The sequence below is a fragment of the Scytonema sp. UIC 10036 genome (assembly GCF_009725235.1).
The window spans coordinates 1-12570 of record NZ_WJFC01000295.1 but is presented as its reverse complement, the minus strand read 5'-3'; the positions used below and the strand labels follow the sequence as shown (position 1 = coordinate 12570).

General features: G+C 38.5%; 8 protein-coding genes. 7 read left to right on the top strand and 1 reads right to left on the bottom strand.

The window, feature by feature from the left end; all coding sequences use genetic code 11:
- Window positions 1-1218 precede the first annotated feature (1218 nt).
- Window positions 1219-2133, top strand: coding sequence for a M48 family metallopeptidase (locus tag F7734_RS57350; RefSeq protein ID WP_155753064.1), 915 nt, complete (start codon window positions 1219-1221; stop codon window positions 2131-2133).
- Window positions 2134-2511: 378 nt separating this feature from the next.
- Here F7734_RS57350 and F7734_RS57345 read toward each other — a convergent pair whose 3' ends face one another.
- On the bottom strand, window positions 2512-4311 hold the full coding sequence (locus F7734_RS57345) for a DEAD/DEAH box helicase (protein WP_279239898.1): 1800 nt from the start codon (window positions 4309-4311) through the stop codon (window positions 2512-2514).
- Between F7734_RS57345 and F7734_RS57340 the strand changes: the two genes are divergently transcribed.
- The 6 genes from F7734_RS57340 to F7734_RS57315 are packed head-to-tail and all read left to right on the top strand — an operon-like array spanning window position 4238 to window position 12540.
- Window positions 4238-5566 (top strand): RAMP superfamily CRISPR-associated protein, encoded by a 1329-nt coding sequence (locus tag F7734_RS57340; protein WP_155753062.1) that lies wholly within the window; start codon window positions 4238-4240, stop codon window positions 5564-5566. The two genes, F7734_RS57345 and F7734_RS57340, sit on opposite strands and share 74 nt — an antisense overlap.
- Complete coding sequence (locus F7734_RS57335; RefSeq protein ID WP_155753061.1) at window positions 5563-6975, top strand: RAMP superfamily CRISPR-associated protein; 1413 nt, start codon at window positions 5563-5565, stop codon at window positions 6973-6975. Before F7734_RS57340 ends, F7734_RS57335 begins: the two co-directional genes overlap by 4 nt.
- On the top strand, window positions 6972-7544 hold the full coding sequence (csx19, locus tag F7734_RS57330; protein ID WP_155753060.1) for a CRISPR-associated protein Csx19: 573 nt from the start codon (window positions 6972-6974) through the stop codon (window positions 7542-7544). The genes F7734_RS57335 and csx19 overlap by 4 nt, the downstream gene beginning before the upstream one ends.
- Window positions 7534-9825 carry a TIGR03986 family CRISPR-associated RAMP protein gene (locus F7734_RS57325; RefSeq protein WP_155753059.1) on the top strand — a complete coding sequence of 764 codons (2292 nt, stop codon included), beginning with the start codon at window positions 7534-7536 and terminating at the stop codon, window positions 9823-9825. Before csx19 ends, F7734_RS57325 begins: the two co-directional genes overlap by 11 nt.
- Window positions 9818-10453 carry a DEAD/DEAH box helicase gene (locus F7734_RS57320; RefSeq protein ID WP_155753058.1) on the top strand — a complete coding sequence of 212 codons (636 nt, stop codon included), beginning with the start codon at window positions 9818-9820 and terminating at the stop codon, window positions 10451-10453. Before F7734_RS57325 ends, F7734_RS57320 begins: the two co-directional genes overlap by 8 nt.
- Entirely contained in the window at window positions 10453-12540 is a 2088-nt protein-coding gene (locus F7734_RS57315) for a helicase-related protein (RefSeq protein ID WP_155753057.1), read from the top strand. The genes F7734_RS57320 and F7734_RS57315 overlap by 1 nt, the downstream gene beginning before the upstream one ends.
- Window positions 12541-12570 lie beyond the last annotated feature (30 nt).

The window sequence follows — 12570 nt, the reverse complement described above, 5'->3', positions numbered from 1 at the left end:
CAACCCTCTTTTTTTTTTTTCTCGAAAATTTGGCTTTGGATGCTTGAAATTTTCTGCTCCGCGGTTACGGGATTGAAACTTCATGGAACGAGTGTCCAACTCGAAGGATGTTGACTTGAAACGTAGCGATACCCGGTAACGGGATTGAAACGCACAAAGACTCTTGAAAGCTATTGAAAACTGTACCGAGCTTGAAACGTAGCGATACCCGGTAACGGATTGAAACCAAAGACGGGGCTGACAATCGCCCTATCAGTGCTTGAAACGTAGCGATAACCCGGTAACGGGATTTAACTTTTAGGCCAGTCGGTTCTTGAAAAATTTGTTTGGTTTGCTTGAAACGTAGCGATACCCGTAACGGGATTGAAACCGGACGAGATCCGCGCAAGGCTTTAACAAGAACAACTTGAAACGTAGCGATACCCGGTAACGGGATTGAAACGATGCTCAGTTGGTTATTGCGCTGAAATTGTTGAAGCTTGAAACGTAGCGATCACCGGTAACGGGATGAAACCGGCTCTGGTGAACTGCTCCGAATATAAATTCTTTCCTTGAAACGTAGCGATACCCGGTAACGGGATTGAAACTTTGAACTGGCTGTACTCACTCCATCCCAGTCATAGCTTGAAACGTAGCGATACCCGGTAACGGGATTGAAAACGCAATAGTGGCGGGAGTGAGCTTGAGTTTGCGCTTGAGCTTGAAACGTAGCGATACCGGTAAGGGATTGAAACTTCCAACGGCAATGCACTGCTGTTGGTTTTCCTGTTAGCTTGAACGTAGCCGATACCCGGTAAGGGATTGAACTTTAAAGGCATTTGATACACGCTTCAACAATTCTCTGCTTGAAACGTAGCGATACCCGGTAACGGGATTGAAACACTGTAGGGAGTAACCATAAGCTGCTGGGAGTCTTGGCTTGAAACGTAGCGATACCCGGTAACGGGATTGAAACTATCTTCTGACCCTAGATGATGATTGGCGGTATTCTTGAAACGTAGCGATACCGGTAACGGGATTGAAACCCTTTTTGTTCTAGAAAATTATCCATCGATCAGCCGCTTGAAACGTAGCGATACCCGGTAAGCGGATCTCGGCAGGCATCTAATTAAGCTAACTTTTGTACCTGTAATCTCTTCGGCTCCTTGAAAAGCTGGCTGAAGTTTGGCATTATCTAGGAAATCTAAAGATGAATCATTAAACTAATAACATAAATAAATGGCAAGAAAAGAATTTACAGGGCTAAAAACAGAAGTTTATGAACATCCATTTGACCGGAAAGCGCTGGTGTCGTTAGAAAGAACCCCAGTGCTACCCCTGTTGCTTAAAAAAGTCAACGAGTATGGCATTGACAAGTTACTGTGGATGCAAATAATTGGTAATGATTTCAAAGTCACTACGAGTAATTTTCTCCACCTCAATGATGCTTTTGTTGAAGCTTGTAAAATCCTGGATATTGCTCCAATCCCAGAACTGTACCTCCAACGTGGAACGGGATACATTAGAGCTTATGCAGTAGGGGTGAACAAGCCAGTAGTCGGTATCAATCTCGAAGGGATGGAATGGCTTTCCCATGATGAACTACTCTTTCTGTTTGGGCATCAAGTCGCTCTTATAAAAGGAAAATATTTAGCGTATCAGCAATTGGCTTACGTCATGCCGGTTGTGAAAAACTTGATTAGCAGTACAACACTTGGCATGGGCGGACTAGCAGCAAACGGTCTAGAAATTGCGTTATACAACTGGATAGTTATGGCAAGATTTACTGCCGATCGCGCTGGTTTATTAGCTTGTCAGAATGTGGATGTTGCTATGACTGCCTTGATGAAATTAGGCGGCTTACCAAATGAATATCTAAATAAAGAAACGATCGACGATTTTGTCACGCAAGCTCGTTCTTTTACAATAAGCAATCTTGATGGTTTAGGCCAATTGACTAAGACGTTTAGCTTTATGGAATATCAATTACCTTGGACAGTGATGCGAGCATCTGAACTTTTGAAGTGGGTTGATTCAGGCGACTATCAAAATTTGATGGATGGAAAAGAGTTAAGCACGCAGCAAATCGAGACTCAGGAAGACGACGAGGATTGGGATTTTCTAGCTGATTGGAACAAAATTGACCAACGTTAGGTTGTGTAGATGTCCTTTCCCAACCCAAAATCTAAAATCTAAAATCCACGCGTGGTATAAGTTTATCCAAGAAAGTTGGAAAATCGACTCACTCATGTCTCAGTACTTGAGTTTTTTTGCTTATCTAATGCTTCTTGTATGGCATTACGCAAAAATTCGGACGGGTTATCTTGCGATCTAAGTAGGTGGGTGAAAATAAACAGAACTATATTACAAAATGTAAATACACCGGAAATCCTTACCAATGATCAATGACAAATGACTAAGGACGCTACGGATTCTTACTCTAGAACCTACTCTAAGCGTATGTAGAAATTATATTTGGAAAGCGCACTGATAGACCTGCTTGAATTGCGTTACTTTTAGCACTTAGTGCTACTATAGTCTCGCGTAATATTTTACTAGAGCAGCTTCTGCCAATTTTTGCAGTTCTACCTTATCTTGTTCACTCAAACTTTGCCATAGGGGTTTCGTAAATTGTAGAACAGTAATTTCCTTGAGACGCCGCACAAATTGACGACGCTCAAACTTTTCAAAGGGTTTTGTCATCATAATCGCTTCAATCTCGCTGTCTGATAGTTCTGCAACACGAGACATCTGTTTGCGATCGCCTTCCACAACCAATCCCTGCTCGAGTCTTTGAAGATAAAAGTCCCGGAAAAAGACAGTTAATTCTGTTATCTTCACCCGACCATTTGCATCTGCAAGCTTCAGCAACCCAAGTAACACAACGGGTTTATAGGAAGTATTCATGTCCATTTTCCGTACAAACTCAAAGAAACGTTCTTTGATGTTTTGATTGGTAATAGGAGTAATATTAAACGTTGTGCGAATTTCATCCAAGCGTTCTTTCTTAAAGTAGTGATAGACACGACTACCCAATTCAATTGTGTGATCTGGAGTAATGCGTCCAGCTTCCACCCAACGTCTAACAACACTTTCGCCAATTCCCAATGCTGCTTCTAACTCACTGGCTTGATACATATCTTTAACTTCATCTTGCCAGCGAAAAATATCAATTGGCTCGTAACGATCCACCCATAAATTAAGTGACAGCATGACAACTGGTTTTTCTCCTCTAGCAAGCTGTTGTTCTTCTTGCTCGATCGCTTCAGGAGGTGCAGCAACTAATCCACCAGGGCGATATGAACTTTTGCCAAACAAGCGGTGGGCGTTCATTGCTTGAGCATAGCGGATGGTATTGTCAATAAAATCAAAAACTAGCAAATACTTTTTACCAGGCGCAGAACGAGTTCCACGTCCTAATTGCTGAACATAGACTACTTTGCTCAAGGTTGGACGTGCCATCAACAGCACCTCAGTTTCCGGAGAATCCCAACCCTCGTTAAGAATATCACAAGCACAGAGAACTTGTATCTCCCCTTCCTGGTAAGCCTTAAGAATATCTTGTCTTTGGTTTTGTCCCATGCGTCCGGAAACGTGAGCAGCTTTGATACCACGTTTGTTAAATTCATCAGCCATCCGTTCTGCGTGTCTGACATCAATACAAAAACAGACGGCTCGTTTTCCTAAAGCATGGTTAACATAGGTGTCCGCAATCAATATATCTCGGCTGGGAACAAAGAGATACTGACCTAAATCACTACTGCGGTAATCAACTCCGTTAAAGCGAATTTTCGTTAAATCGATGTTCGTCCTAACTCTGACACAACGAATTGGTACTAGTAAACCACGGGCGATCGCATCCTCCAACTCCAGCCGATGAGCCGTGTTTTGAAATATCTCAATCAGTGATTGACCATCATGTCTTTCTGGTGTAGCCGTCAATCCCAAGATAAATTTAGCTTTAAAATAACCAATAACTTTTCGATAGGTTTCTGCTGCAGCATGATGAGCTTCATCAACAATAATATAGCCAAACTCGCGCTCATCAAAGTTTCTTATAGAAGCTGCCATCGCCTGAATAGTTGACAGAACAACCTGCGTATTTGGTTTTCCCTGACTCTGACGATATATTGCTGAACTTGCATCAGCCCAAATTTCTGTAAATCTTGCTTGAGTCTGGGACAATAGAGGCGTCCTGTGAGCTAGTTCTTGGTTCAAAGAGAAGGATGCAGAGTTAAATGATGAATTACCAGAGATCGTGATTTTCGATTTTGGAATCGATCCAAGCGATGAATTGGAGAATCCTAAATTTATTGGTGAAGGTTTTTGCATCAAAAAAAGTGATTCGATAACGCTATATAAAGAAAAGCGAAGAATCAATATTCACAATCAGCGCGATCGCAAACAAGGACGCTCGACTCAAATTAAACGCAATCCCCAAACTAATCAAATTCAAGGAGAGGGAGAAATCTTCCGTTACGAAGCAATCGATCGCCAGCAAACTTTTCAAGCTGTCATTATATGTAGTAACGAGACTGATGCTAATTTCCTGATGGGATTACTGCAAAAATCAGAGGATATTTGGCTTGGTGGTTCGCGAACTGCTGGGTACGGACATATAAAAATCAGTAAGATTCAACTTTCTCATAATTGGAATGAAGTTCATGTTTCTCCCGACAATAGAATTGAAAGAGATTGTTTTACAGTTAAACTGCTTAGTGACTTAATTTTGCGTGATGAATGGGGTCAATATGCTATTATTCCACCTTCTACATACAACAAAAATTCTACACCAATCACACAAGAAATAGAGACAATATTGGGTATGGGTACAAAATTGCAACCTATAAGAAGCTATGCAAGCAGCACTTTAGTTGGAGGATTTAACCGTAAATGGGGCTTACCTCTACCTCAAGTTGCAGCATTTGCAGCAGGTAGTGTATTTGTATTTGAAGCATTTGATATTACTCCAGATGCGATTAGAGACATTGAAGCAAGAGGTATTGGAGAAAGACGAAATGAAGGTTTTGGCAGAGTTGCGATTAACTGGTTAGATAAATCTAGTTATAGAGTTCATTTACCCAGTAAAAATGATAAAAACAAACCGGAATTACAAGAAGATTTTTCACGCACCTTAGCAGCACAGATGGCAGAAAAATTACTGCATCAAAGAATTGAAAGAACGCTACAAAATTTTATTGGACGAAAGAAGATTGAAGGAGATATTAGTAATAGCCAGCTTTACCGCTTACAAATAATTGCCAGAAAAGCTCTTTCTACTGGTGATTGTAATTTAGTATTATCACTCTTAAATAATCTTCCTGCTTATGCAAAAGGTCAGTTGGAAAGAGCAAAAATTTCCCCTAATGATGAAAATTATTCTCTTAAGCAACAACTTGATGAATGGTTAAAAAATTCAGAATCTTGGACTTGGGTAAGCAATAAGCAAGACTTAACAGTTAATGTTGCGAATGTAGAGAGAAGTATTACAGATGAATTTGCTAAACAAAGTAAACTAGCCGAAAAATATACCCTACGTTTAATTATGGCTATTACAAAAAAAGCGATGAAGGAGAGTAAATCATGAGTTGCGATCGCATCAATATTAGAAACCAACGCCAAATTATCGAAAGAATAATAATCAAAGGGATTTTGATATTAGATACTCCTACTTGTTTTGGAAGTGGGGATAACGATAGTGATGTAGATATAGAAATTTTACGAGATAGTATTGAAGATAAAGCTCTATTCATGGGTTCCTCGATAGCTGGATCTTTAAGAAACTATCTGCGAGAACATAACAATGGCTATGGTGTTACAGATGATTCTCTGTTATTTGGTGGACAGCGTAGTGATGACGATGGAGAACAAAGTCCTTTGATTGTGAATGATGCTCTCAGTAACGACGTGATTAGCTTAGAATTACGTGATGGAGTGAAAATTAATAGCATCACGAAAACCGCAGACGATGGGGCTAAATACGATCTAGAATTTTTGGAAGCAGGAACGCAATTCAATCTTTCCTTTGAATTATTAATAGATGAAAAAAGTGATAGAGAGCAGTTAATTAGAGAATTAATAATTAGCCTGCAAGGATTAGAAGCAGGTAAAATTCGTTTGGGAATCAAGAAAACTCGTGGTTTTGGTCGCTGTCATGTGGAAAAATGGCAAGTATGTCAGTTTGATTTGCGAGATTACAAACAGCGTATAAAATGGCTAAATTTTCCCCATTGGGAAACAGGGTTATTAGAAGGTTCTCCAACTCACGGCAATATTGGGGATGCTTTGGGTGTCACTATAGCAGAGGAAGATAAAAGACAACATCTAACTATCCAAGCTACATTTACCCTTGCAAGTCCCTTACTAATTCGCGCCGGACAAGCATCTACCGATAAAGCACCCGATGTTGTCCATCTAAAATCTCAACGGAATGGGGAAGCAAAAGCAATATTATCAGGTACGAGTTTAACTGGTGTGTTGCGACATCGTGCGGAAAGGATAGTTAATACTATTCAAAAACACACAAATATCATTAACGAGATATTTGGCTTCGTGGATGAGAACACAAAAAAAGCAAGAGCGAGTCGTTTAGTTGTCGATGAAGTTGAAATTAATGACGCTACCGACTTAGTACAAAATCGAATTGCGATCGATAGATTTACTGGCGGTGCTTTAGATGGTGCTTTATTCAACGAGCAACCAATTTTTGGCAACGATCAAACAAAACTCACAATTACGCTGCAACTACGTAACCCAATAGAATCAGAAATAGGATTGTTACTTTTATTACTTAAAGATTTGTGGACTGGCGATTTAACTGTTGGAGGAACTAGTAGTATTGGACGGGGAAGGTTGAAAGGGGAAAATGCAACGATTCAATATGGCGATAAAAATTGGACAATTGTACAAAATTCTAATAATAAAGATTTGACTATCGCTCGCCCAGAAGAGTTACAGAAATTTGTTGCAGCTTTACATCAGGAGGTGACACCTTGAATAAACCTAAATGCGAACCTATAAAAGTATCAGTAGATTTTAATTTGCAAAACTGGTTGGAAGAACAAGGGAATAAATATAAATTGAAATATTTATTAGCCCATACAGAAGATGGGGTTATCTGGGGAAAATTCCAAGATGGAAATTTAATAACAGCAGATAGTGTTTTTCCTGAATTTGCTAAATTACGTCGTTCGACGTTACAACAATGTCGGATTTTTGGCGAAGATTCGGAAGTGATGCTTTGGCAAACAGATGAAGGTTTTCAAGCGCGTGTTATTAAAGATGAAGAGAATACAGAGTTTATTCCTGAAAATCAGATTCTTTGGGGTACACAAGCAGAAAAGACTAACAATGGCTTTACCTTAGTATCGGATGGTTCCCAAGGTTTGTGTCATGCTGTTCCGTTAATCAATATATCTTTTGATCGCCATCAAAAATTATATCGTCCATTGCGTTTGTGTGTTCGTCACTATATTGATTATGACGAAGAAACAGGTATAGCCCGTATTTATTTAAGCAGATTAGTTAATCTTACAACTGAGAAGGAATTGAAAAATGTTGCCTAGACATTTAACGAATGTACCGGATACTAAAAAAGCTATAGCACCCTATAATTTTATTGAGTTACCCAATGATATAGTTGAGATTCAAGCAGATTCTTTACCTTCGCATAATGTGTACTATGCTCAATCCGAAAAACGTTATACAGGTAGAATTGATTGCACGCTCACAACTGAATCTCCTTTATATATTCGCTGTGGTTTAACTAAAGAAGAATTTGTATGTGGTGCAGAATCGAAAGATTTACCAGATTTTTTCTATACGGAGACCGCATCTAAAGCCAAAAAACCAGTGATTCCCGGTAGCAGCTTGCGTGGAATGCTCAGAATTTTAATCGAGATTATTAGTTTTAGTAAAATGGAACTGGTATCGGATAAAAAAAGGTTTTTCTTTCGTGCTGTTGCAGCAAAAAAAGATGATCCATTAGGAAGCGAGTATAAAAAGCTTCTTAAAAATGTTAAAGCTGGTTATTTAGTGAAGGAAGGGGATAACTGGTATATTCAACCTGCAAAAATGATTGAAAAATCTTCTATTATCTGGGTTAAAGAGCAAGATTTAGCAGGTATTCAAACGTTGATTAGAATGAATCAAAAAACCTATGTTCCACAGTATATAGATGTTAGCTTTGGTGATACACTTTTTAAAAGTCCGAGAAGGTTTAGCAGACAAGTAAGCGCAAATCAAAAGCGTTATCGCGAACGAGGGGTTTTAGTTACCAGTGGTAATATGCTGGAATCTTCTGACGATCCAACAAATCTCCGTCGTCGCAATCATTGTATTGTTCCAGAAATCAACCATAATATAGATCGTATCTCGATTAGCGATGATGCTGTTCAACACTATCGAAGTGCTTTAACCGAATTTCAAAAGCTAGAACCTTTTGATAAAGATTTTGGAGTTTTAAAAGAAGGAAGACCAATTTTTTATTGTGAACCTCAAAGCGGACAAACAGAAGTGACTTTATTTGGTCACTGTCCAAATTTTCGCATTCCTTACTCACCCTTACAAGATGGAAAAGCAGCTTCAGCAGTTGATTTTATTCCTGAAAACATTGGTAAATCTAATCGAATTGATTTGGCTGAGGCAATATTTGGGTTTGTGAGAAGTAAAGAGAAAAATAATCAAAGTAATATTGAGAAAAGTACTAATAATAAATTTGATTCTGCTTTAGCAGGAAGAATTTTCATCGAAAATGCCATTTGTGAAAAAACAATTAATGATGATATTTGGCTAACAGGAAGTTACGAAAAAACAATTACACCTAAGATTCTTTCTAATCCCAAACCAACAACGTTTCAGCATTACTTAGTTCAAACTAGTTCTGAAAAAATCCAACTTAAGCATTATGCAAACAAATCATCGAAAGATAACCAAGTAGCAGAAACCGTCATTCGCGGTCATAAATTATATTGGCATAAGGGGAATAATCCTGATATCGAACATCCTGACGGTGATAATGCTGATGGAACTCAAATAACTAAAATCAAACCCATAAAAGAAGGTGTTAAATTCACTTTTGATATCCACTTTGAAAACATCACTGATATCGAGCTAGGTGCGATACTGTGGATATTACAAAAAGCAGCAGAACCTAAATATTGTTTATCTCTGGGTATGGGTAAGCCATTAGGAATGGGTGCTGTGAAAATAGAGCATCAGCTTTTATTGAATAACCGTCAGGAGCGTTACTCGAAACTATTTAGTAGTAGTCATCAATGGTTATCGGGAGAAGATAACCAAAGCAAGACTGATTCAATATTGACAGATTGTATTAATGCTTTTGAACAATTCATCGTTAATAATATCCATCTTGATGACCATCCAGAAGGATACAATGCAGTCAAACTAGATGATATACCTCGGATTCAAATGCTCTTGTTGATGTTGCGGTGCGATCGCCCTCCGTCATCAAATGATACTCGTTATATGACAATTGAAGCTAAGGAGTATATAAACCGTCCAGTGCTTCCAACACCATTCCAAGTCATGGGTAAATCAGGAGAAGATAAGCGGAGATTGAGAAATACTTCCAATGCAAATTTACAAAACTCTAAAACAAATATTTCAGCTAAAGCATCTCAGCAATTTAAGGTAGGTCAAATTTTGGATGCAACGGTTTCTAATATAAAGGGAGTTAAAGTAACTTATCAATTACCAGATGGAACAAAAAAAACTACAAAAGAGGATAAAATAGCAAAAATCTTGGAAGCAGGACAAAATATCAAAGTCAAAGTTACTGCTGTAAAAGATGATGGTAGTATCAAAAATGTAAAATATCATGAGTAACGCAATTCAAACAGATATTCCCCAACTCTTTCACATCCTCACCACCCACTATCCCTACAATTTCCAAACCCAAACCATCAACCGCATTCTCAGCCTTGAAGATACTCTGCTTCGCGCTCCTACAGGTTCGGGGAAAACAGAAACCGCGATCGCACCCTTTCTATTTGCCAAATCCCTCAAGCTCGATTTTCCCAATAAGTTAATCTATGTCGTCCCTCTGCGTACCCTTGCAAATAGTCTGCGTCAAAGAGTGGAGAAGATGGTTACAAATTGGGAAATTTTTTATCCTCAGGAAAGAAAATTGGTGGTGACTTTACAAACAGGGGGAAACCCAGAAGATCCGCGTTTTGAGGGGGATATTATTTTTTGTACCATCGACCAAATGTTAAGCAGTTTTTTAAATATTCCTTATTCGGTTGGTCGTGGTTCGGGTAATGTCAATTGTGGAGCGATTTTTGCGTCTTATTTAGTGTTTGATGAACTGCATTTACTCGACCCTGATAGGTCTTTTACTACTGTTTTAAAGGTGTTACAGCAAATTAAGGGAATTTCTCCAGTTTTATTGATGACAGCGACTTTAACAGATGAATTAGCGGTAAAAATTAAGGAAATAATCGAAAATCAATAATGGAAATTATTCAAGTTGAAGATGTTGATTTAAAAATCATAGAAGCTAATCGGTGTCGAACTTTTCGTACCGTTTCCCAACCTTTGACAGCACAGCGTATTTGGGATGATATTTACCAGAAAAAACGTCAGCGAGTCATTGTTATTTGTAATACAGTGTCTCAAGCACAAGGGATTTATCGAGATTTAGAAACCTTAAATCAAGACTTTGAAATAGAAGTTGCCCTGTTACATGCGAGGTTTTTACCAGAGCATCGTGCTGCAAAAGAAAGCTATTTGAAAGATATCTTTGCTCAAAATTGGCGAGAGAATAATTTTGCAGAGAATGATACTTGTCAAGTTTTAATTTCTACTCAAGTCATAGAAGCGGGAATTAATATTACCTGTGAAGTTTTACATACTCAACTTAGTCCGATGAATTCGCTATTGCAGCGTGGGGGACGTTGTGCAAGGTTTCCGGGAGAAATTGGGGAAGTTTTTATTTATCGAACGGTAGAGGTAAACCGGGAGAATCGAGATTTAGCAGAAACAGATTTATTTGAAGTTGAAGAATCTCAAATCATAGAAACAGAAGCTATTAATATCGATGCGATTGAGGAAGTAGAAACTAAGAAAGAGAGCTTTTTACCCTATAAAAAAGAGATTTGTGAGTTAACTTGGCAGGTTTTAGAAGCTCATACCAATTCTGAGCGAGCCAGCAAGCATGTGGGTTTTCGGATTGAGGAAGAATGGATTAATCGCGTTCATCAGGATGAAGATTTGCTCGCCCTCAAACGCCGCGAAAATAGCGAGATGGAGTTTGAAAATAATTTTCATGATGCTGTTTTTAAAGGGGATGAATCGAAAGCTATCGAGCTAATTAGAAAAGTCGATAACCGTAGTGTGTTTACTTGGACTGAATCAAGTTTTTTTGACGATGACGACGATGAAATTATCGATATTCAAAAATTACTGCCTTTCTCCGTACCGATTTCTACTCTATGTAAAGCTTGGCGGGATTTTCAAGAAAGTTTGGGTTTTGGTGATGATTGGATTTTTCAACGAATTGAAACGCCAAAATATAAATCTCAATCTTATAGTCTACCCGCTTTGAGTCCGATTACTTCTCGTGATTTTTTAATTGGTTGCTATCGAATTTTTGTCAATCCTCGTTATATTTACTATGACGAGTCTATTGGTTTAAGAATTGGTATTGAGATCGAAGGAAATAATTTTAAATCTCCACCCAAACAAGATAGGAATATTATCAATCAGTATTGCTATCGGATGGATAATTATGTTGGTCATTTGGTTTTGATGTGGAAAGTATGGCGAGAAGATTTTTGCTCTATTTTGTTGAAAAATGGAGAATCCGTAAAAGTAAAATATACTGCTATTCGTAATGAATTGCTTGTAGCTGGTAGTAAATTTATTCAATCTAAAGTATTGCCCAATCTTTCAAGTAACGAAGCTGAATCATTGTTTGAAGTTCTGGTTTTTTTTGCAATTTTTACCCACGATCTAGGAAAATTACAATCAAAATGGCAAGAAATCATGCGAGGATGGCAGAAAATTGCTCATGTAAAGTATGGAGGTAAAAACCCAAGGAGCTATTTGCTAGCGCATACCGATTATAATCCCGATGAGCCAGAACAAAAAAACGAATTAAAAGCCTATGAAAAGAAAAATAAGCGTCCCAATCATGCAGTGGAAAGCGCTTTTTTAGCACAGGCAATTCTCAAACAGTCTTTGGTTCCATTATTGCGTCAGTATACTTCTGACACGGAGAAAATAAAATATATTTGTTATACAGTGATGATGGCAGCTGGACGTCACCATTCGGCTTGGAGTGAGGGATTTCAAAGTAAGGATGTGGCAAAGTTAAAGCAGATTGAATTGTGTGCGGGATATGAGAAGGCGATCGCAGACAGTTGGCGGTGTATGGTACGTTTTTTACCTAATGGCGATCGTTTACCTGAACCGAGTTTGAGGAAAAGTGTTTACAACCTCAAAGAGTTCGATTTGAATAAATTCGATCGCGATGAAATTGAGTTTTTGCAGATCTATTCTTTGGTTGTACGTGCTTTGCGGTTGTGCGACCAGCGATAGCTTCGCTACTGCCTTCGGCAGATCGGTACA